The 20,925-nt window shown below is 70.3% G+C and carries 17 protein-coding genes and 1 CRISPR repeat array; of the genes, 9 read left to right on the top strand and 8 right to left on the bottom strand.

Features of this window, described 5'->3' with window-relative positions; genetic code table 11:
• Window position 1: 1 nt before the first annotated feature.
• From cas6e to cas3, 6 genes are all read right to left on the bottom strand, one after another.
• Entirely contained in the window at window positions 2–760 is a 759-nt protein-coding gene (gene cas6e, locus ACIRL2_RS41545) for a type I-E CRISPR-associated protein Cas6/Cse3/CasE (protein ID WP_402239447.1), read from the bottom strand.
• Window positions 761–763: 3 nt separating this feature from the next.
• The gene (gene cas5e, locus ACIRL2_RS41540; protein ID WP_402239519.1) at window positions 764–1,504 is read right to left on the bottom strand and encodes a type I-E CRISPR-associated protein Cas5/CasD; all 741 of its coding nucleotides are present in this window, start codon (window positions 1,502–1,504) and stop codon (window positions 764–766) included.
• A 41-nt stretch (window positions 1,505–1,545) separates the two neighbouring features.
• Window positions 1,546–2,676 (bottom strand): type I-E CRISPR-associated protein Cas7/Cse4/CasC, encoded by a 1,131-nt coding sequence (gene cas7e / locus ACIRL2_RS41535; protein ID WP_402239444.1) that lies wholly within the window; start codon window positions 2,674–2,676, stop codon window positions 1,546–1,548.
• 47 nt (window positions 2,677–2,723) lie between these two features.
• On the bottom strand, window positions 2,724–3,323 hold the full coding sequence (gene casB / locus ACIRL2_RS41530) for a type I-E CRISPR-associated protein Cse2/CasB (RefSeq protein WP_402239442.1): 600 nt from the start codon (window positions 3,321–3,323) through the stop codon (window positions 2,724–2,726).
• Window positions 3,310–5,004 carry a type I-E CRISPR-associated protein Cse1/CasA gene (gene casA / locus ACIRL2_RS41525; RefSeq protein ID WP_402239440.1) on the bottom strand — a complete coding sequence of 565 codons (1,695 nt, stop codon included), beginning with the start codon at window positions 5,002–5,004 and terminating at the stop codon, window positions 3,310–3,312. Before casA ends, casB begins: the two co-directional genes overlap by 14 nt.
• A gap of 216 nt (window positions 5,005–5,220) precedes the next feature.
• Window positions 5,221–8,148: a CRISPR-associated helicase Cas3' gene (cas3, locus tag ACIRL2_RS41520; protein WP_402239437.1), complete on the bottom strand. Its 2,928-nt coding sequence runs from the start codon at window positions 8,146–8,148 to the stop codon at window positions 5,221–5,223.
• Between the two features lie 436 nt (window positions 8,149–8,584).
• Window positions 8,585–8,797: direct repeats of the CRISPR family, unit length 30 nt; unit sequence CGTCGGCCCCGCGCTCGCGGGGATGGTCCT.
• 188 nt (window positions 8,798–8,985) lie between these two features.
• Between cas3 and ACIRL2_RS41515 the strand changes: the two genes are divergently transcribed.
• Together ACIRL2_RS41515 and ACIRL2_RS41510 are read left to right on the top strand one after the other, a co-directional pair.
• Complete coding sequence (locus ACIRL2_RS41515; RefSeq protein ID WP_402239435.1) at window positions 8,986–9,270, top strand: GNAT family N-acetyltransferase; 285 nt, start codon at window positions 8,986–8,988, stop codon at window positions 9,268–9,270.
• 585 nt (window positions 9,271–9,855) lie between these two features.
• Complete coding sequence (locus tag ACIRL2_RS41510) at window positions 9,856–10,302, top strand: DUF4267 domain-containing protein (protein ID WP_402239433.1); 447 nt, start codon at window positions 9,856–9,858, stop codon at window positions 10,300–10,302.
• Window positions 10,303–10,421: 119 nt separating this feature from the next.
• Here the strand turns inward: ACIRL2_RS41510 and ACIRL2_RS41505 are convergent, their stop codons facing one another.
• Window positions 10,422–10,880, bottom strand: a complete 459-nt coding sequence (locus ACIRL2_RS41505; RefSeq protein WP_402239432.1) for a ferredoxin — start codon at window positions 10,878–10,880, stop codon at window positions 10,422–10,424.
• 236 nt (window positions 10,881–11,116) lie between these two features.
• Between ACIRL2_RS41505 and ACIRL2_RS41500 the strand changes: the two genes are divergently transcribed.
• The 7 genes from ACIRL2_RS41500 (at window position 11,117) to ACIRL2_RS41470 (ending at window position 20,699) form a co-directional block, all read left to right on the top strand.
• Window positions 11,117–11,719, top strand: a complete 603-nt coding sequence (locus ACIRL2_RS41500) for a hypothetical protein (RefSeq protein ID WP_402239430.1) — start codon at window positions 11,117–11,119, stop codon at window positions 11,717–11,719.
• 750 nt (window positions 11,720–12,469) lie between these two features.
• Window positions 12,470–14,641 carry a hypothetical protein gene (locus tag ACIRL2_RS41495; RefSeq protein ID WP_402239429.1) on the top strand — a complete coding sequence of 724 codons (2,172 nt, stop codon included), beginning with the start codon at window positions 12,470–12,472 and terminating at the stop codon, window positions 14,639–14,641.
• Between the two features lie 1,059 nt (window positions 14,642–15,700).
• Window positions 15,701–16,720: a bifunctional DNA primase/polymerase gene (locus ACIRL2_RS41490; RefSeq protein WP_402239518.1), complete on the top strand. Its 1,020-nt coding sequence runs from the start codon at window positions 15,701–15,703 to the stop codon at window positions 16,718–16,720.
• Window positions 16,717–18,291: a phage/plasmid primase, P4 family gene (locus tag ACIRL2_RS41485; protein ID WP_402239426.1), complete on the top strand. Its 1,575-nt coding sequence runs from the start codon at window positions 16,717–16,719 to the stop codon at window positions 18,289–18,291. Before ACIRL2_RS41490 ends, ACIRL2_RS41485 begins: the two co-directional genes overlap by 4 nt.
• A gap of 111 nt (window positions 18,292–18,402) precedes the next feature.
• Entirely contained in the window at window positions 18,403–18,786 is a 384-nt protein-coding gene (locus tag ACIRL2_RS41480; RefSeq protein WP_402239423.1) for a DUF6009 family protein, read from the top strand.
• A 566-nt stretch (window positions 18,787–19,352) separates the two neighbouring features.
• Window positions 19,353–20,030, top strand: a complete 678-nt coding sequence (locus ACIRL2_RS41475; RefSeq protein ID WP_402239420.1) for a flavoprotein — start codon at window positions 19,353–19,355, stop codon at window positions 20,028–20,030.
• A gap of 75 nt (window positions 20,031–20,105) precedes the next feature.
• Complete coding sequence (locus ACIRL2_RS41470) at window positions 20,106–20,699, top strand: uridine kinase (RefSeq protein WP_402239417.1); 594 nt, start codon at window positions 20,106–20,108, stop codon at window positions 20,697–20,699.
• A gap of 66 nt (window positions 20,700–20,765) precedes the next feature.
• On the opposite strand, the gene ACIRL2_RS41465 is transcribed toward ACIRL2_RS41470, so the two are convergent.
• Window positions 20,766–20,900, bottom strand: coding sequence for a hypothetical protein (locus ACIRL2_RS41465; protein WP_402239416.1), 135 nt, complete (start codon window positions 20,898–20,900; stop codon window positions 20,766–20,768).
• Window positions 20,901–20,925: the final 25 nt, after the last annotated feature.

Below are 20,925 nucleotides of genomic sequence, written 5' to 3'. Positions count from 1 at the left end.
TTCAGGACCCCTCCGGCAACGCGGCGAGGGTCATCAGGCCGCAGCCGTAGGCCTTTCCCGGGCCGATGCCCCCGACCAGTCTTTCCGTGAACAGGGCGGCGTCGGTCACGCGCAGTCGTCCCTCGAAGGTGGCCGTGGTCAGGACCACCGGAGGTTTGCCGCGGCCGTCCTTGCCGAACGAGTGGCGTTGTCGTGCGGTGATCCGGACTTCCCGTGCGGCCGCGCCGCTTTTCGGGGCGTCGAGGCCCGGTGCCGCGGGGTCCGTTCGTGCTTGCGGGACCGTGAATCCCCAGCGTTCGCAGCGCTTGAGGAACCAGGCCATCTGGTCCGCGGCGGTGCGGTGTCCGATGCGGAAGGACCGCGCGTGGGTCTCGGACTTGCGTTTGTCCTGGATGGTCGAGGGAGCCTGGGGTGTGCTCGTGTTCTGTACGGGGTTCGCGGTGAGTCGGAAGGCGAACTCGCGTCCGACCGCGATCCGTGCGAGGAGTGGTGTGTAGTCGCGTACGGCGGCGTGTTCGCCGTCGGCGTCGGGCCATCCCGCGCGTTCGACGATGTGGGTCCAGTCGGGCTTGGACTCGGTGAGGACGAACAGCATCGGCCGTCGTGGGTTGTCGGTGTCCAGTCGCCACAGGACGCGTTCCTCGGTGGGTCGGTCGGCGACGCCGCCCATGACGGCGCCGTGCATCGCTCGGGGATTGGCGAGGAGGGTGCGGCTCTCGCCGCGCAGCGGGTTGAGGCGGACGCGGGACAGGTAGGGCATGGGTCACCAGTCCAGGAGTGCGAAGGGGTCGTGACCGGTGGCGCCGGTGCCTTGGTCCGGGTTGTGGAATCCGGAGGGTACGGTCAGCCAGTCGTGGCGGATGCGCCGGCTCGTGAAGGCGCGTCGCAGTGGGTCGAACGACACGGGCTGGTCGTGCGCGACGTCGTCGCCGTCGGTGTCGTCGAAGGTCGCCGACAGTTGCACGGTGGCGGGTCGGCCCTTGCCCGTGTGGCGTCTGCGGGCGTGGTCGCCGATCTGCCAGACCTCGGCGGTCAGCGCCGCCTCCAGGCCCGTTTCGCGCAGGCCCAGGTTTACGGGCTGGGTGGGTACGCACGATCGGCGGCCGAGCGCGAGCGGGAATGCCGGGTTGGAGATCGCCGTGGAGAGGGTCGTGATCAGGTCGGTCGGTCCTTCGACGCCCGCGACGAAGACCGCGTCCTGGAGGTAGAACCGCTGTGTGATGTGGGTGTGTTTGGCGGGCGACGTCGGCTTCTGGATGCCCTTGGCGGACACTCCCGCCTGCGGCAGGGGTTGCCCGCGGTAGTCGCTGACCGTGTGGTAATCGCGCATCAGCGACCCGGCCTGGTCGACGCGCACGCCCAGTCGCAGCCCGGCCAGGTCCTCGATGTCCTCCTCGCGGCGGCGCCCGGCGGCGGCCGCGAGCAGCCCGACGATCCCGGACTTGGTGGGTTCGGGGCGGGTCTCACGGCGGTTGAACGCGCTGCGGTCGCCCCAGGACTGCATCGGCCCGGCGAGGCGCAGCAGCAGCACCCGGCGGTCGGTGGTCACGCGTTCTTCCTCGCCTCGAGCCGGCCCGTCAGGTCGGTGAGCAGTGCGGGGAACGGCTTCTGGTCGCCGAAGACCTCCGCGAGTTGCATGCCGGCGGGGGATTTGGTGTCGAAGGTGTGGCAGACGTCGATGTGTTGCGGGCCGCCCCAGGCCTGGGTGACGCGGGCGTACTCCCCGGCGAGGCGGATGGCGGAGTCGGCGGCGATGCCGTCGGTGCCGAGGACGGGTTCCTCGAACGCGGAGACGAGGTTGACGGGTTGGTCGCCGCGGATGGCGGCGGCGACGAGGCTGGGCAGGGTGCGGTGGGCGAAGGTGTTCTGGTGTCCGGAGGGGACGGCGCGGGCGAAGTCCTGGACGAAGAGCCGGACGGCTTGGATGGCGGCGTCGGGGTCGCCGAGGTTGGCTTCGAGTTGGTGGAGTCCGATCGTGGCGTAGCGGTAGAGGGTGGCGGAGTTGAAGCCGATGGTGCCGATCATGCCGGCGCCGGTTTCCTCGGCGGTGTTCCGGTCGTCGACGGCGGTGTAGTAGTCGAATTCGAGTTCGACGGCGTGGGTGGACAGGGCGTGGGCGACTTGGGTGGCGGCGTCGACGTTGAGGGAGGGGATGTCGGCGACCATGCGGCCGAAGAGGGCGACGTCCATGGGGTGTCCGGTGCGGAGGCGGTCGGCGACGGGCAGGTTCTTCACGGCCTCGACCAGGGCCGTGTCGTCGAGCGCGACGAGGTCTTTGGCGTCGTTGGCGACCAGGTCGACGATGTCCTCGACCTGGCGGTGGCCGTAGAACAGCAGGTAGGCGGTGTCGCCGGCCTTCTTGCCGGGTTTGACGCCCAGTGGGGTGAGCAGTGCGGTCGCGAGTCGCTGTGCCTGTTCGGCGTCGAGGCCGGTGCGGCCGAGGCGGGTGGCGAGTTCCGCGGCGATGCGCTTGGTGCGGGTGCCCTGGTCGCCTTCGGGCTGGTGGGAGGCGAACTCCATGCGGGTGGCGCGTTTCCATGCCTGGGAGGAGACGCGGGCGCGGCGGACGCCGCCGAAGTAGGCCTCCTTGGGGTTGCCCTGGTCGTCGCGGTTGAGGTTGGCGGGTGGGACGGTCTGCAGGATGTGGATGTCGACGTACGTGCGGGCGAGGGTCATCGGCTTCTCCGGGGTTCGTGGGAGCGGGTGAATGTGGGGCGCCGGTGTCACGGCTTGGGTTCGGCGTCCGGTTTCCAGCCGTAGTAGTCGCGGCCCCAGCGCCTGCGGACTCGGCGGCGTCCGTCGGGCTGTTCGAACTCGCGCAGGTCTTCGAGCAACGCGTTGTAGTCGAGTGGTTGGGCGACGGTGCGCAGTTGGGTGATCAGGCCGCGCAGGTGGATGTGGAGCGCTTCGGGTCGCGTGGCGGTGGCGGCGGCGTCCACGCGCCGGTCGACGGCTTGTTCGCTGAACTTTCCGGAGGCGCGCAGGGCGCGCAGGGCCTGGGCGGGGCGTACGCCGGCCTTGTGCATGGGTGTCGACTGCGACTGCTGGTGGAGGCCGTACAGGGCCAACGCGGCGTGTTCGGCCCGTTGTTCGGCGGACATGCGGTCCTGGCGGGCGAGGCGTTCGTCGACTTCGGAGACGCAGAATGTCCATACCGCCCATGCCTCACCGGGCGCGCGTCCCAGGCCGGTGCGCATCGCCGCGAGGTCGGCGCCGGGTGGCGGGCCGACGTATCCGGTGGCGTGGTCGATGCGCCAGCGGCCGTCGACGCCGATGCGGGTGTCCCAGTACCGCTCGCGCAGTTGGATGTCAGGCGTCGTCATCCTCGTCCTCTTGTGGTTTTGCGGTGTTGCGCCGTGCGGCCTCGGCTGCCTCGACGGCCCGGGTGAGGGTGCGTCGGAGCTGGAATCGGAAGTTGTCGTCGGCGGTGGCCAGGCGATAGGTGCGTTCGCGGCCGTTGTCGTCGACGGTGCGGCCGCCGAACACTCCCGGCGCGGCGGCGGTGACGACCTGGTCGGCGATGTCGTTGGCGTGCCGCCAGGCGAGTTGTTCCCATGCGAGCAGGCCGCGTTCGACTCGGTCGGTGTCGTCGCCGGCTTTGCGCAGGCCGGTGAGCAGTCGACGCATCAGCGGGTCGAGGGCGTGCAGCAGGAGTTCGCCGGGTCGTTGGCCCTTGTCCCAGGGGATCGGGTCGGCGCCTGCGGCGCGGCGCAGGTCGGCAGAGAGGTGGTTGATCGCGCGGGCGAGTTCCTCGGCTTGTTCGGCGGCTTCGAGTAGGGCTTCGCGGGCGGGGCTGTCGGCGGCGAGTGCGGTCAGTGGCAGTGGGATGGCGTCGAAGAGGACGTCGTCGACCACGGCCGACTGGGTCCCGTACGACATGCCGGTCATCTCCAGTTGGATGGGGTAGTCGTGGGGGAGTGCGTCGCCCAGGTCGCGGAGTTGGTCGACCAGCATGCTTGTTTCGAAGCCGGCCGAGGTCTTGCCCGCTCCGGTGGACATCCGCGTGTCCGCTTCCAGGAGCGCGTCCAGGCCGCGCCAGGCCGCCTTTCCCGGCTGGTGGCGGCGCGGGCGGCGCATGGGCCCCTGGGTGGTCTTCTTGCTTGTCGGGGGGATCGACCAGGCGGTGTGCGGCTCGAAGTCCGGGGTCTCCTTGAGGCGGTCGCCCGCGGTGATGATCACGCGGGTGACCCGGATCGTCCCGTCGTCCGTCTCCTGGGGAACGAGTCGGATCCGGCGTGACTGCCAGGTCCACAGGTCGAGGAGGCCGTGGGCTCCTCGGGCTTTCCACGTGTGTCCGGCCGGGGGCTGCTCCCATTGGGGTTTGTCGCCGGGGATGGCGCCTGTGCGGTACGGCGTGTTCAGGAGGAGGGTCTCGTACAGGTTGCGGCCGGTCGGCACCACCACGCCGAGTTGTCCGAGGGGGCCCGTCGGGTTGCCCGTCGTCTTGCCCGCTTTCGCCTGGTCGTCGTCGGCGGCGCCGGTCTTGATCGCGGCGGTGTCCCAGCAGTGGGTGTGCAGCAGCCAGTGGGCTGCCTCGGCGGGTGTGAGCGGCAGCGGGTCGCCCTCGGTCCGCGACGCGAACAGCGGCACGTTGTTGCCGGTGGCGGCGGTCGCGACCAGCAGCGCGGATCCCTTGGTCTCGTCCTTGGTCGTCCGCAGTCCCGCGACCTGGGCGAACGGGTGCCTGGGGTGGAAGAGGTCGAACCGGTCGTGATGGGTGTCGAAGTAGGTGTTCAGCCGCTCCTTCTCGTCCTTGTCGAAGGCGCCGGCGCGGAAGCGCTCGAGCCATCCGGAGCGGCCGCGGGGTGGAGCGAGCGCCGATCTGACGATCGGCAGGAAGAACTGGCGCAGGAGTGCCGGTGCCTGGGTCGGCAGTTCGACGACGACGCCTTCGAAGTCGGCGGCATTGATCACGGCGTGGCGCCCCGAGTGGAGTTCGGGCGGCCCTCCACCCTTCGGGGCGAGGGTCAGCCACGGGTCGTCCACCAGGCTGAATGTGGGCATGCTGAATAGCCCCCAACTGTCCTTGTCTAAAAGAGGTTTCGTAAAAAACCCTGGCACACTCGACGAGAGCGACGCGGCGGAATGGAAGAATCCGCCCCGGGCCCCGCGTCGTTTGCGGGGATGACCCGTGTCCGTGTCTCGCACCGACCCAGGTCGCCGGGTGGGCCCCGCGTTCGCGGGGGCGGTCGGGATCGTCGTCGACGGTCCCGACCGCGCCTACCGCCGTCTTTTAGGACGGCCCGCGAAGTCGGGTGCGGTCTCCTCCACGAGCCCGAGCACGCGGTCGTACCGCAGGGTGTAGCCGCCGAGTTCCACCCGTCCGTCCGCGTCCAGGACGAGGGCCGGGCTGTACTGCAGCCAGGGGTCGCCCAGCCATCCGGGCAGTGGCTTCAACTCCTTCTGCGCGACCCGGCTCTGGCCCGTGGACAACCGCACCGTCCCGCCCAGTACTTCATCGAGCAGGACCTCGGCGACGTCACCGTTCACCGTCAGGGCGCGGCCGGCCGGCGTCCGGTATCCGCCGCCCGGCTCGCCGACCACCAGGACGGCCTCTACACCGGGCAGGCCGTCGCGCACGACGGCCTGGAGTCCGCGCTCGCCCCCGTCCAGCGCCCCCGCGAAGTGCAATCCCTCGAGCGTCGGGTTCTCGTGCTCGCCGAGGCGGGTCAACAGGAAGCGCTCGGCGTTCTCGATGCGGCCGCGCCTGTCGTCCTCCCAGACCAGGAGGGCCTCGTCCTCCGCCGACTGCCACGCCGCCGGGACCACGTCGCGCGTCCGCCCGTAGACGCGGCCGACGAGTTCGGGAACCTGCGCGGGTATGCGCCAACCGTCTTGCGCGGCGGCTTCGAGGACCAGCGCCGCGGTCCGGAGCAGCGGCCAGCGCCCGTAGATCGCCTCGGACGCCCCGAGCATGTCCGGTGGCCCGCCGTCGGTGGGCGCGAACCCGGTCACCACGACTCGGGGTTCGCGCACGGCATGCGGGCGGACCCTGCCCGTGTGACGATGCAGCCTCCCGATCCGCTGCAGCAGCAGATCGACCGTGGTCAGATCCGTGATCAGGAGATCCGCGTCGACGTCGAAGGATTGCTCGGCCAACTGCGTCGCCACGAGCACCAAACGGGCCGGACGGACGCGGTCCCCGTCCGATGCTCCGAGTGCGTTCAGGGCGGCCCGGGTTCGATCGGCCCGTTCCTGCACGGTCAACCGGCCGTGGAGCAGCCGGACTTCCCCTTTGCCGAACCGCTCGATCAGGACTTTCGTCAACGATTGGGCTCGCCCGACCGTGTTGCGAATGACCAGGGCACAACCGCCGTCGGCGAGCCGATCCGCCAGGAGGTCGGCGACCGCGTCGTCCGCGACGCGCTGCGCGGCCGCGCGATTCTCGTCGGTCCCGGTCACCGTCTCCGGTAGTACCTCGAGCCGGACCGCAGGAATCGTCTCGCCCTTGCGCAACTGCACCTCGCGCCACGCGGGCGCCGCGTCGATACCGAACCGGGCTCGTTCCCCATCCCACCATGCCGAGGTCGCGCACGGATAGCCCTGCGGCTCGACCCAGTCGGACAGATCGCATTCGGTCCGCGAAGCCGCGCCTGCCAGGTAGGCGCCCATCAGCGTGTGGCGCTGCGCGGGCGCGAGGGTCGCGGACAGCATCACGACCGGGACGCCGGCCTGCCCGAGCCACCGGAGCGCCTCCTGCAGGAACTGCCCCATGTACACGTCCGCGGCGTGTACCTCGTCGAGAATGACGACCTTGCCCGCGAGCCCGGCCATCCGCAGCATCACGTGCTTGGTACGCGTCGCCGCGAACAACAACTGGTCGATCGTGCCGACGACGAAAGGCGCCAATAGGCCCCGATGACGGCCGAGGAACCACCCGGCGAGCGCTTGGGCGACCGTGCCGCCTCCGCCGTCCAGGTAGGGATCGTCGCAGCAGTCGAAGCCGAACTCGTCGACACCGGAAAACCGCGCGCTTCGGGAGCCCGCCCCGGCGTCGGCTTGTGCCTTCCACTCGGGGTTGAACCTGCTTTTGCCGTGCAGGAGGGCCACCTGGGTGACGAGTTCCGGGTCGATGCCGCGCAACCAGGCGCGCATTTGATCGAACATCGGGTCGCAGGTGGCCTGCGTCGGCATCCCCATGAACACCCCGTCGGCGCCGAACCGCGCGGCCAGGACCTCCGCCGCGGCGAACGCGGCCTTCGTCTTTCCCTCTCCCATCGGAGCCTCGACGATCAACAATCCAGGCTCGGTCATCTCACGCGCGGCCCGCAACACCATGGCCTGCGACGGCCGCAGTTCCTCACCGAACCGCTCCCGGAACACGTCGGCGCCGGGAGGCGGCAGGTTCCCCCAGCCGCCCCTCAGACCCAGCTCCTCCCAGGCCTTGGCGGCGCGTTCACGCGAGGGTTCCATGCCCAGAGACGCCAGGGAGTCGACGCCCACGAAGTGCTTCTCGTCGCTGGCGATCCAGTCAGCCATGACGATCAAGCCGCTCAGCTGAAGCTGCGTCGCCCGAGAAGGAGCCCGCACCGGTTCCACCTCGGTCACGGACTCGAACCCGAGCGCGGCGGTCACCACCTCCAGCAGGGCCCGTTGGGCGATCTCCCACCGCGCGTCCCCATTGAGGAGGGTGCGCTTGCTCCCTCGCAGGGCCAAAGACCCCATGGTCGGGAAGAGCCCATGGTGCCCGGCCACAAGCGGCCACACCCAGTCGACCTGTTCATCCCGCCACCCGGCGGCCCGCAGCTGATCGATCAACACGCGCCCACCCGCGCGATCGTGCCGCCATTCCCTGGGCCCGGCCTCTTTCCGCCACCCCAAGCCGGCTGCCTTCACAGCCTGGGAGCCCGCACGATCCATCTGCTGGAAGGGTGGTGTCGCCTTGCCGACATCGTGCACGGCACACAACCAACAGAACAGCCGCTTCCCTCGTCCTCTCCCGCCCGCAAGCTCGTCGAGCGCCCGGCGAGTCGACGGAGCGAGGTAGCGATCCCAGATCAGCTCCGCCACGGCAGCCGTGTCCAGCAGATGTGACAGCAACAGATTGACGCGCCCACCGGCCTTACCTGCTGATTTGCCCCACAATGCACTCAGGGAGGCAGCGGAGTCGCCTCTGATCCGCAGTAAATCGCCCAATCCATCCGGCATGGTCCACTCCTCCATCGACAACGAGGCCGGGACTCTACGAGGTCGCACTGACACAAGACGTGAAGGCGCAAGCTGAGCTCGACGAATTCTTCAACGAGGGGCCTTGGGCTCGCGCCCAGCGACCAGACACGCCCTTCCATTACCTACAGATCGGCGAGAGCCACAGAGACCATGATCGTGACGTACGGCGGGTAGGCGACGCAGCGTCTCAACGGGCGATCAACTACTCGACCCGCAGAAGCGGGGCCCGCGAGCCCCGGGGTCAACTACGGTGCTGTCGAGTACGGCCCGTCCATACCAAGCGGGACAAGCAACAATCTCGGACGAGTCGATCGGCAGGCCACCGAAGACAGGCGACAAAATGATCCAGGCCCGGTAGCAAGATGCAACTAAGCAAAATCACTGTTACCCGCCGGTAGAACACCAGGTCACGCAGCGTCGGCCCCGCGCTCGCGGGGATGGTCCCACCGCAGTCAGGGCAGACCCGGCGGGCGCGCAGTCGGCCCCGCGCTCGCGGGGATGGTCCCGTGGTGTAGGTCTGGCCCCGGTCGGTGGTGACGTCGGCCCCGCGCTCGCGGGGATGGTCCTCCGGTACGGGGGAACGGCTCGAACGGTCGGACGTCGGCCCCGCGCTCGCGGGGATGTTCCCTCGTCCCGGCCGAAGTGGCGCTGTGGCCGCTCTGCCACCGGAGCGCATGTGCCGGCAAATGCCGGGGTTCCCGCGCCGGACGAACCCGGGGTGCCTGCGGGCTGCTTCGCTTCAGCCTTGTTGGAGTTTGTAGAGCTCGTCGGGTACGCCTACGGGTTCGCGCGAACAACCGACTATCGATGCGCGGCTTGATCACCCCTGTGGCCGTCGAGGACCTCACCGAGACGAACACCCGCACGTTCGCCCTGTGCGAGGTCATGGTCCACGCACCGTGGCGCGGGACCGGAACCGCCCACGCCCTGCATGAGGCACTGCTTTCCCGCAGGACCGAGGAACGCTCGCATCTGCTCGTCGAAGACGAACACCCGGCGGTCCGGGCACTCTACGAAAGCTGGGGCTATCACGTGATGGGCACCATGCAGCCCTACCCCGACTCACCGCGATACGACTCGATGATCCGCCCCCTCCGCTGACGCCTGGTACCGACGGGCACCTGTTCACTCCATAGCGACGCCTGTAAAGGATCATCGCGTTTCTCAGGGTCGTTCCTGACGAAGTGCTTCCCGGGCTTTCCCTGCGGCGATCTCGGCAGCCCTTCGGGCGTGCCAGGTCTGACCCGCCGCCCCAACGGACGCCGGGTGTCGGCTACTTCCCGCAGGGCGCGGCTACTTGCTCAGGGTGTTGGCGCCGACGATGAAGAGGCCGAGGAGCATGTCCACGCCGCCGACACCGGCAGGCCGCGGCCCAGCTTCGGCCGGCCACTCGGGCGGCCCACAGGCCCCGCGCGAACAGGGTGGCCGTGTTGAAGAGCAGGGCCACCTCGATCCACGCTCCTCGCCCCACCAGCCCGCGTGTGCGCCGAGCAGGGCCGCCATTGAGGAGTTGACCGGCGACAACGACGTCACCGCGTCTTGCTGCCAGCGGCCTGATTCACTCCGGCAGGCCGCCTGGGGTCGCCTCCAAGTTGCTTCCATGTGCTTTCCATGGCCACTCGGCGAGTGTTTTCCCCACAAGGCGACGACGGCCGGTCCCACCGGCCCCACACTCGGGAGAACATTGTGAAGCTCAGGACCCTCACCACCATCCTGGCCGCCCTCGGTGGCGCCTTCATCATCTACGTCGGCCTCGCCTACCTGCTCGACCCGCAGGCGACCGCGTCCGGCTTCGGCCTGCCCACCTGGCCCGAGGACGAAGGCACCGGGTTCCTCGCCGTCAAGGGCGTCCGCGACATCGGCACCGGGCTGGTCATACTCGCCCTCCTGCTGACCGGACACCGGCGGGCACTGGGCTGGACGATGCTCGCCATGACCTTCATCCCGGCCGGCGACATGACGATCGTGCTGGGCAACGACGGCTCCGCCGCCACGGCCCTCGGCGTCCACGGCCTGACCGCCTGCCTGGTGGCACTCACCGCCGGCCTGCTCCTGCGCGAACGCCCGGCCCAGGCAACCGCCCCCGCGCCCACCCCGACCACCCCGCGCGTGAGCCTCCCGACCGCACGTTGACCCCTCGGGCCACACCGATATCGGTGCCCTGCGTCGCCGGCGGGATGCAGAACCGCTCCCTTTCGGTCGACTGCCCCTCATCGCAAGGCAGTGGGAGGAGCCTCTCGTGAGGGACCCGATTAGAGATCGGGCAGCCGGTTGCCCGGCTCGGGCGACCGTCGCTCCTCCAGCCAGTACATGTAGACGCGCAGATCGATGGCCAACTCGCCGTCGATGTAGGACGCAAAGTCCCGGATCCCCGCCCGGACGCCCTGCCTCACCGCTTCGGGGTCGTCGGCCCAGTCGTGGTGTTCCTGTGCCAGGTACCGCGTGATCCGGCCCCGATCACGCCACCAGTCCCGGACCGCCGCCGGGGTCCAGTGAGTGTCGCCGTCGCAGCCGTACGCCCCGAACACCTCGCACTCCGCGGCCTCGACCAGGAGCGCCGTCTCGGCCGCCGACCGGGGCTGGCGGTAGAGGTACTCGGTGAAGTACTCCCCGCCGTGGAGGACGTGGTCGGGGGCCGAGAGTCGTCCCGTCCAGCAGGTGTCGGTCTCACCAAGGGCCCGGGTACGTTCAACCAGAGCCGCTTTTCCCAACGGGCCAGGAACGACTTGCGAGCGCAGTCGTCGATCGCGGTCCCGGGGTCGAAGTAGAGACTCATGCCCACAGATTAGAGCGCCCGATCGACCCACCCGGCGCCGCCGCGAACATTGACCATGCGGCCGCCTACGTGCAAGTTCCGACCCTCGGTCGGCTCAACGATTCCCGGCCGCCTTGAAGGCCGACCGCCACGCGCGCGAGTCGACGTACAGCAGGTCCTTCCCGCGCCAAGTTGGCCGGGGTACTCGACCAGCGTCGCGAACTCGTGGAGATCGACCAACTCACCCGCGAACTCGCCACCCTGGCCGAGGCCGCCACCCGGGCGGGAACCGCATGGGGCGCCGCCGAGCACGCCGCCCAGCAGAAGTACAAGCGACGCGTCGAGGAACTCTCCACCATCCTGGAACGCACCCTCAAGATGATGTCGAGCGACGTGACGTCCGCCTGGTTCGACCCCGCGACCCTCACGCCCCGGGTGAACGGCAAGACCCTGCGACAGCTCAGGAAGTGCGGCGGCCTGGTGACCCTGGCCATCTACGCCACCCACCTGCCCCTGTTCACCGCCGCACGAACCCTCCCCGGAGCCCGGATGCCCGCCTTCCTGTGGGCGGACTCGCCCTTCGACGGCCTGGGCGCCGGCCCCTCCGGGCGACGCGACCTCCAAGCGGCGATCCAGGCCACCGCCGATGCCATCGCCGACACCGACGGGGACGCGCAGATCATCCTCACCACGCCCCACCCGCTCAACACACCCATCCCCGGCGCGCGTTCCACAAAGCTCACCCACCGACACCGCTTCGTACCCCACGCCAGCCTCCGGCAATCGCCGCGCTGACTCGGGCAATTAACCGACCCACCAATCAACCCCCGGAGCGCCGCCAAGCCAGCCGCGGAACGACTATTCGGTGAGGGCGCCGTCGACGAAGCCCCTACCCGCGCCGGCGGAGCAGCGACCATCACGAACCCTGCTCACCGGCGAAGTGCACGCCGAGGTAACCGGGCCGGCGAAGAGCGGTCAGTACAAGTCCTCGGCGCCGCGCCGACCACAATGGGGATGTCGGAGCGATGTGTGGCGGGGGTGTCGCCGGAGTCGCTGTCCAGGACGTCGGCCACGATGACAGTGATGTTGTCCGGGCCGCTGCCGCGCAGCGCGAGCTGGAGAAGCTCTGCCACCGTCTCGCGCAAGCCAACGTCGGCACACCGGCCCCGCAGCCGCCGTCGTCCCTGCAGCACCGGAATTCAGCCGGGTCGAGACCACCGCCAGCGGCCCCACTGTGCTTCGAGCACCTGGCCGGCCTCGTTGTCGGCGACCCACCGACGCCAACGGGCGTGCGCAGCCTGGACCGGAACTCCTCGCAGGGGGCTGGTCTCGTTGCGCCTGCGAGCAACAACATGTCCGTCACGACCCATGTGCACGGCTCCCGGCTGGTGTTCTCGGAGGCGGCGTGTAGGACGCGCCGCGGTCCCTCGGCGAAGTACCGTTGTTCGGAAAGGTCACTCCGCCCCACCGCGGTGACGGCAGCGTTGTGTCGCGATCGGGCAAAGCCCGACGCGGAAAGGGCGCGGGTCGTCATGATGACCAGTCATGGGGCGACGTAGGGGGCGTGCGGCCGGGTGGGCATGGGCCGCGCTGTGTCTGATGGGTGTGGTGTGGGTCGTCGGGTGGGGATCGCACGAGGTCAAGCGGGGTGACGTCGATTGGCTGAGCGCGGCCATCGCGTTGCCGGGGTTGGGCATCGGCGTGGGGGCGGCGTATATGTCGTTCGTCTCGTTTCGCCTGCAGATGACCGACGTCACCGTGATGGCCGGCCGGCTCGCCGACAAGGTCCTGCGTGCCGAAAGCCCGGAGCGGGCGCGGCTGTTGGGCAACGATCACAAGCCGATCGACCTGCGTTTCGCGCTGCGCCCCGCGCTGGCACGCAATGCCGCGGGCGCGGATCCCGACGGGCGTCTGGGCGCGGTCGTCGACTACTACCGAAGGTTGCGCCCTCGCCGTCTGGTGATCACGGGGGCACCCGGATCGGGCAAGACGGTTCTGGCCCTCGAGCTCCTGTTGGCCCTGTTGGAGGGACGTGACACGAGGGACCCGGTGCCGGTGCGGATGTCCCTGGCGTCCTGGACCACCCTGCCGGACGACGATGCGGGCCGTGTCGGGCATGCCGCCGAAGCGGGCCGGGCGGTGGAGACTTGGGTGCGCGAGCATCTGGAACGGGTGTACCAGATGGCCGGCGACACCGCGAAGGCGTTGGTCGAGGCGGGCATGATCCTGCCGGTTCTGGATGGGCTGGACGAGATGGACGCCACCGATGCCGGAGGGGCCCCGGGTGGACCCGCCGGTGGTGTTCGCGGGGGTCCGCGAGCGCGACGGGCCCTGCACGCGTTGAACGCCTACACCAGAGGGCGGGAACTCGCGGGGGTGGTGGTGACCTGCCGCAGCGGTCCCTACGAGGCGCTGGACGTGTGGGCCAGGGACGCCGCTCGCGTCGAGGTCACTCCCGTCACGCCCGCCCAGGCCCGGGACTTCATCCTCGCCCGTGTCGACGACCCCATGCGGTGGAGAGACGTGATCCACGCTCTGGACACTGACCCGTCCGGAACGCTCGCGCGAGGGCTGTCGACCCCGTGGCGGCTGACCACCGCCGTGACCGTCCACGAACAACGCGAACCCGGGACGGGGGCGTATCCGCACGCGCCGCGGAACCTCCTGTCGCCGGCCCTGGCCCACCCGGCGGCCATGCGGGACCACCTTAACGGGCTCTACGTCCGTACCGCCGTCGCCGCGCTCACCGCTCCCGGCGGGCCCTACGCGCGCCATACCCGGGAGCGGGTACACGGCTGGCTGGCCGTCCTCGCCGGATATCTGCACGCCAACACCGTCACCGGACGGACGGTTGCAGGAAGGACGCCGTCCGGAAGCGACCTGGTCCTGCACGACCTGTGGCCCCTGGCCGGTGAGCGCGCCCGCGGGATCCACTCGGTGCTGGTCAGCGTGGTGGTGATGCTCGCGGCAGGCGTCGGCACACTCGACTTCGAGTCGTCGACGTACGGCCTGCTGGGCGCGGACGCGACCGCCCTGATCCTCCTTCCCACCCTGGTGTCGACCGCGTGGGGAGCGTGGACGACACCACGGCATGCCAACCCGTCCCAGCTGCGGAACCGCCAGGGCCGCAGCCGAGTCACGGACTCGCTCGTACCCGCGTTCCTGGTCGGTGCCATACCCGGGCTCTTGTTCGGAGGCCTGCTCGTGGCACAGGGCGGTATCGAACTCGCTCCGCTGGGTCGATTCGCCCTCGAGAACGGCCAGAAGGTCGAAGGGATCGGTGGAGTCGCCGGCGGCATCGCGGGGGGAATCCTGTGCGTGCTCCTGGACCTGTGCGGATTCACGAGTGACGACCACACGCTCAGACGCAAAGGTCCACGCGACCCCGTTCGCCTGGACCTCGTGTCCGGACTCGTGATCGGGACCATGGGCGGCCTCATCTACGGTCTCGCGTTCGGCCTGGTGTTCGGGACCGGCGTCGGGGTCGCGATCGGAGCCACGATCGGCCCTGCGATCGCATGCGTGTTCGGAGAGGCGGGACATCGGTATATCGCCTTCCTGATGTGCGTCCGTCGCGGTCCCCATCGGCTGCCCTGGCGGCTGGGGCGCTTCCTCCACCGTGCCGACGAGGCCGGTCTCCTGCGCACCACCGGGATCGCCTACCAGTTCCGCCACCGCGAACTCCAGGACTGGCTCGCCCACCACCCCACACCCTGAACGGGCCCCGAATCCCGACGGGTTGGGCAGCCAACCCCGACCGGCCGGGGAGGGGCGTCGGGCAATGGGACCTTCGACAACTTGGGGCGTGGACGGATATTGCTCGCCGGAGGCAAGCAAGTTGCCCTCCTGAGGCAAGTCCGAACGCGATGTGTCGACCCCGAGGTGACACATCGCGCGGTGAAGCCAGAGAAGGGCGCGGCGCTCCGAGGGCTTCGCGGCGGCGGCAAGCCTGTGTTGTGGCGGCGTCCGCCTCAGGGGCGGAACATGCCGAAGCGGCTGTTCCATGGTTGGGTCCCCTTCTCGGTCCCTTCGAAAAGTGCAGGTCAGTGACCTGTGGGTTGTTGAGGTGGGGACTGTAGGGACTGAAGGGACCCAATCTTCCGGTTCCGGTGATCGTGCGTGCGTGTGTATGTGCGCGTGTAGAGAAGGCGATGTCACCTGCTGTTCATAACTGGAGATCTCAGTCCCTTCAGTCCCTGGTGTGCTCTTGTTGTGGTCCTGACCTGGGCTTTTGTGAGGGGACTGAACGAAGGGGCCGAATGCGTGCCGACGGAGGAGAGTCCCTTCCGCACGTCGTGGCCGTATGGGTGTCGCGTGTCTCCCGGACCGGTGGCGGTCAGGGGAGGCGAAGCCCGCCCTCCCCGGGGCACGTTGCCTGCGCCTCTCCTTCGGGAAGTCGGCGTGCGGTGACCACTTCCTCGCCGCCCGAGGCCGGAGCGGGGTTCTCCGGCCGATCGGTCGCCACCGACCCCGCGTGAGGTCCGAAAAGAGAAACATATTTGCCTTTGTTCCCAGAAGGGAGGGACTGAAGGGACCGAAGGAATGACATGCGCGCGATGTCGCCGAAACGCGGGCCCCTGCTGCGCTAGGCTCTGGACACTCATCCGCAAGTTCAGTCCCTTCAGTCCCTTCAGTCCTGCCGATCCGCGCTCCCACCAGCACGTTCTCTCCCGGACCGAAGGAATGCCCGAAGACCGCCGACAAGGACCACTCGTGCGACGCCACGACGAGGACGGTGCCTCGACACCGACGCCGGGGACCGTTCGGTCCCTCGACGTGGCGCGCTGGTGCGCCCGCAACGGATGGCCCGTCCACCCCCTCGCCCCGGGCGGCAAGATCCCCGCCGCGAACTGCGACACCTGCCGGCGGCACCCCCACCCCCCACACGACTGCCCCTGCCCCCGGGCGGGCCGCTGGTGCCACGGCTTCCACGCCGCGACCCTCGACCCCGCCCGCATCGACGCCTGGTGGGGCGAGACCCCCCGACTCGGCGTGGGGGTCTCCTGCGGCCCGGCCGGACTCGTCGTCGTCGACGTCGACGCCCACGCCGTCCGGGTCCCCGGACGCGACCGCCTCCTCCCGGGCATCCCCGTCCACGAGAGCATCGACCTGACCGGACTCGACTCCGGATTCGACACCCTCGCCCTGCTCGCGGCCTACCACCAACAGCCCGACCCCGCCGGCGACATCACCACCCTCCGGGTCAGGACCCCGTCGAAAGGCCTGCACATCTGGTACCGGACCACCCCGAACCAAGGCCCCTACCGCTCCTCGACCGGATCGAGCAACAAGGTGGCCCTGGCCTGGCAGGTCGACGTCCGCGCCACAGGCGGGTACATCGTCGCGCCCGGCACCCGCACCCCCGCCGGCACGTACGTTCCGCTCGGCACCGCCCGCACCCCGGCCCCCCTGCCGGACTGGCTCGCCGGCGAACTCGACAGAACCGGGCACAGCGTCCCGACCACACCCGCACCCGCCGGACCCACACCGACCCCGGCCCTGCCCGCGCGCCCCGGGCGAGGCGGCGCCGGGGTCCTGGACACGCTGGTCGCCGAGATCGAGGCCTGCGCCGCGACCCCCCACGGCGCGAGCTTCACCGAGAAACTCAACCGCGCCGCCTACACCGCCGGAGGCCTCGTCGCCGCCGGAGTGGTCACCGAGGACCGCATACGCGAACGCCTCCTCACGGCAGCCCGGTCCGCGCGCCCCCACCAGGAGCACCGCAACGAGACCGTCGTCGCCTCCGCCCTGTCCGCCGGCATGCGCCGGCCGCTCCACCCCAAAGGACGTCCATGACCAGCGCCGCCGACAGCACCCGCTTCGACCCCGTCGACGCGGCGCGGCAGATGCGCGAGATCCGGGACGCCGCCAGACCCCCCGGCGTGCCCGCGCAGCACGGCGCCGTGGACCATCGGGACCCGCCCCCTGCGGCCGAGGGACAACTCCCCACCCTGCTCACCGACCGCGGCAACGCGAAACTGTTCGCCGCGACGTACGGGGACCGCTTCCGGCACGTGGAGGGCCTGGGCTGGTACGCGTGGGACACCTACCGGTGGCGCCGCACCGGCGGTGAGAAGGCCGCCGTGTGGGCGGCCGGCGACCTCGCCGAACAGATGCCCGCCACCGACCCCGACGGCCGGTTCACCGACCGCGACCTCGCCGCGCACCGCCGCCGGTCCATGTCGACCCCCGGGATCAAAGCAATGTTGGCCCAGGCCAAGGCCTCGCCCGCGCTGGCCCTGGACACCGACGTCCTGGACGGCGACCCCTACGCCCTGTGCACCCCCGCCGGGGTCGTGGACCTGCGCACCGGGGAACTCCACAAGCCCGACCCCCTGCACGACATGCACTCGCGCGCCACCGGCGTCGCCCCCGAGAACACGCCCACCCCGCGCTGGCACCGGTTCCTCGGCGACACCTTCGGCGAGGACGCCAAGGGCCGGGAGACCATCGACTTCCTCCACCTGCTCCTGGGCTACTCCATCACCGGCGACGTCGGCGCCCAGGTCCTGCCGTTCCTGTACGGCACGGGCGCCAACGGCAAGAGCGTCCTGCTGGACGTGATGACGCAGATCCTCGGCGACTACGCCCAGGCCGCGCCGCCCGGATTCCTCATGGAGAAGGGCAAGTTCAGCGAGCACAGCACCGAACTCACCGAACTCCACGGCCGCCGCATCGTGGTCTGCAGCGAACTCAGGCCCAACGACAGGTTCGACGAGGCCCGCGTCAAACTCCTCACCGGCGGCGACCGGATCAGCGCCCGCCGCATGCGCCAGGACTTCTTCAGCTTCACCCCAACCCACAAACTCTGGCTCCTGGGCAACCACCGCCCCGAGGTCGGCACCGGAGGCCACGCCTTCTGGCGCAGGATCCGCCTGATCCCCTTCGAACGCGTCGTCCCCGCCTCCCGCAAGATCGACAACCTCGCCAAGGAACTCGTCGACAGCGAGGGCCCCGGCATCCTCCACTGGCTCGTCGAGGGCGCCCGCCGCTACCTCACCACCCGCGACCCCCTCACCGGCCCCGCGTCGGTGCGCAGCGCCACCGAGGCCTACGCCACCACCGAGGACCACATCGGCCGCTTCCTCGGCGAACGCTGCACCCGCGGCGTCGAGGACGCCGAACGAGCGGACCTCCGCGTCGAACAGGGCCTGCTCTACGGCGCCTACAGCGCCTGGTGCAACGCCGGGGAGGGACTGCGGCCGGCCACCGCGCGGGCGTTCGCCACCCGTGTCCGCCAGGAGTTGGGGCTCGCGTCCCCGGCGGACATGACCAAGTCGAGCGGCCGCAAGTACTACCCCGGCCTGGGCCTGCTCCCCGAGGACGGCGACGCGCCCGGCCGCGACGACGGGGCCCGTGATGCCTGAACCACGCCCCTTCGAAACGTGCAGACCGCAACTACCATGTAGGGGAACCCCCGGGGTTCCATCGATCTCACGAACGACCCGTTCGAACCCGTCAAGAAAGTGGGGCCGGCCATGAGTTCGCTACTGAACGAGGGCGATCTCCTCCACGAGGACTCCGTGGTGTGGCTGGAAAGTCCCGACCGCCTCGACTACGTGCGCCAGGCCCTCGACAAGACGATGCGCCGCCGCGGGAAGCCCCGCTACGAACGCGACGGCCGCCTGGTCGGGTACACCGAACTCGACAAGACCGCAGAAGCCGACCCCGACAGCGGCCTGCAACTGCGCAGGGTCTTCTTCCTCCTCCCGCACGACCGGGACAGCGAGCCAGAGGGCCCCTACCAGGCGGGCGCGCCCGGCGAGGCGGTCGACCCGCGCACCATCGCCCCCAGGCGCGTCGGCGAGAAGACCCCCCGCTCCCAGCGCGGCTCCGCCGCGATAACGCCGGCCAGCCGCTGAATCCCGAACCATATGCCGCGGGAAGGCACCGGCGGCAGAGGTTCGTTCGACGAGATCGCGACGGCGGCGGCTGGTCCCGGCGCGGAAGGCAACTGTGTCCATGACGAGTTCGGCTGCCCTGCTTGCACGCATTGGCCTTGCTGGACGAACCCTGCTGGGCCATGGGCCTGGAATTCCGCGACGACGGCCCCACCCCGCTCTCGAACCCCACACAAGGCCCCGCCGGGCCGCGAGCCGCCCAGTGATGGCGGGTCGCCTTCCGGCGCAACGACCGGGAGTGAGTGTGCGGTCCATTCGCAAGCAGGCTCTTCCGACTCGGATAAGACCCTCCGAGGGAGTTACGGGCTCGGACGATCATCGTTCCGGTCCGGGAGGGGAAACCGCCGATGCCCACCACGCAACACGAGCACCTGCGCGCGGCGATCACCCGCGCCCGGGACGCGTCCCAACGCACCGACGGCGCTGGCCCTGGTCGCGTTGATCGTGGCCGCCGAGCCGTTCGCCAACCTCACCCAGGCCGTGCCGCCCCCGGACCGGCGCCCCGCGCAGCCCCTGGCCGAGCTCCGGTGAACCGGGCGAGCGGCGCCGCGTACAACACGTCGACGCCGAGGATCGACCCCAAGCGCGCGGTCGCCGAACCGGTCGTCGTGGCCGAGCTGGTGCCGCTCGACGCGTCGGTGCCCGGCCCGGTCGCGATGCCGGACCCGGCCGGCGCCGCGGTGCTCGCCGCGCTGGACGAGGCCGCCTACGCGCAGCTGGACGACGTCCCCCTCGAGGACGCCCTGCGGTACGCGGACACCGTGTCCGTCGTCGCCACCCCCACGGCCGTCGCCCTCTTCCTCCCCGCGCTGCGCGTCCCGGTCCACACCGACGACGACTGGACACGGGACCGAGCACGTCCCCTGCACGTGGAACTGTTGGCGGACACGGACCTGTTGCTCGTCGCCCCGGCAACCGCCACCACGATGGCCAAGGCAGCCCAGGGACTCGCCGACACCCTGCTGACCGCGCTCGTCCTCGCCCACGGGCCCGGCGTCTACTTCCGGCCCTCCATGAACCACCGCATGTGGGAGAGCCCCGCCGTCCGGCGCAACACCGCCACACTCCGCGCCGACGGGCACCACGTCCTGGCCCCCGAACCCACCTCATCCCTCACCGACGACACGCCCGGCGCCGCCGTGGGCCCCATCCCCGGCGACACCCTGGCCGAGGTGGCCGCGCACGCCACCCGCCGCACCGGCTGACCGGGGCTTCCCCGAGCCACGGGGCCGCGCGCATAGACTCGTGGCCCCGGCACCGCGGTGGATCGAGGTTGGCGCGTGGCACGTGAGTCGACACCCGTGCTCGCCCTGGCCGGCGGCGCCGGCTCCGGCAAGACGACCATCGCCCGCGAACTCGCCCGGGCGATTCCCGGATCCGTCGCGGTCCACCTCGACCTCTGCTACCACTGCGACCCCGCGATCGCCCCGACGGTGCCAGCGTTCGACGGCACCGGCCCCATCGTTGACTTTGGCAATCCGCGCTCCATCGACATAGGTCGCGTCGACACCGAGATCAGCCGCCACCACGGGGCCGCGCTGGTGATCGTCGAGGGCACGTTCGCCCTCGCCCTGCCCCGCATCCGGGACATCGCCCGCTGGAGCGCGTACGTCGACGCGCCCGCCGACATCCGCCTCGCCCGTAAGACCCTCCGCAAGATCGAGGCCGGCAAGGACCCCAGCACCACCCTGCGCGGCTACCTCGAACGAGGCCGCGCCGCCCACGAGCACCACGTGGCCCCCACCCGCGACCTCGCGGACCTGGTCCTCGACGGAACCCGCCCCGTCGACACCCTCGTGCGACACCTCCTGGACCTCGTTGCCCCCGATCAACTCCCCGGCATCGAACGCCCCGCGCGACGGGCCTGCATATAGCCGTCGCCCGCTTGGCAGAGGGGCGGCAGCGCGCGACACCGTCCGCGTTCGCAGCAGGCTGCCGGGTCAACCCAGCAACGTGGCGATCAGCGCGACGACGGCAACGACCAGAAGGCTTCCGACGACGTTCACTGCGACGTCGCGCGCGAACCCGCGCCAGTGGTGGCGGTGTTGCGGACTCTCGGGGGCAGCATCGTTCACGGCGGCTCTCTCGGGTCGGCGACGA

This window comes from Embleya sp. NPDC127516, assembly GCF_044765325.1.
In the GTDB taxonomy this organism is placed as follows: domain Bacteria; phylum Actinomycetota; class Actinomycetes; order Streptomycetales; family Streptomycetaceae; genus Embleya.
The sequence above is the reverse complement of the archived record's forward strand: the minus strand, read 5'-3'. Positions and strand labels throughout refer to the sequence as shown.

Coding starts and splice junctions, on each gene's coding strand:
- cas6e (WP_402239447.1), bottom strand. CDS start 760: ATGCCCTACCTGTCCCGCGTCCGCCTCAACCCGCTGCGCGGCGAGAGC.
- cas5e (WP_402239519.1), bottom strand. CDS start 1,504: ATGCAGTCCTGGGGCGACCGCAGCGCGTTCAACCGCCGTGAGACCCGC.
- cas7e (WP_402239444.1), bottom strand. CDS start 2,676: ATGACCCTCGCCCGCACGTACGTCGACATCCACATCCTGCAGACCGTC.
- casB (WP_402239442.1), bottom strand. CDS start 3,323: ATGACGACGCCTGACATCCAACTGCGCGAGCGGTACTGGGACACCCGC.
- casA (WP_402239440.1), bottom strand. CDS start 5,004: ATGCCCACATTCAGCCTGGTGGACGACCCGTGGCTGACCCTCGCCCCG.
- cas3 (WP_402239437.1), bottom strand. CDS start 8,148: ATGCCGGATGGATTGGGCGATTTACTGCGGATCAGAGGCGACTCCGCT.
- ACIRL2_RS41495 (WP_402239429.1), top strand. CDS start 12,470: ATGGGGCGACGTAGGGGGCGTGCGGCCGGGTGGGCATGGGCCGCGCTG.
- ACIRL2_RS41485 (WP_402239426.1), top strand. CDS start 16,717: ATGACCAGCGCCGCCGACAGCACCCGCTTCGACCCCGTCGACGCGGCG.
- ACIRL2_RS41480 (WP_402239423.1), top strand. CDS start 18,403: ATGAGTTCGCTACTGAACGAGGGCGATCTCCTCCACGAGGACTCCGTG.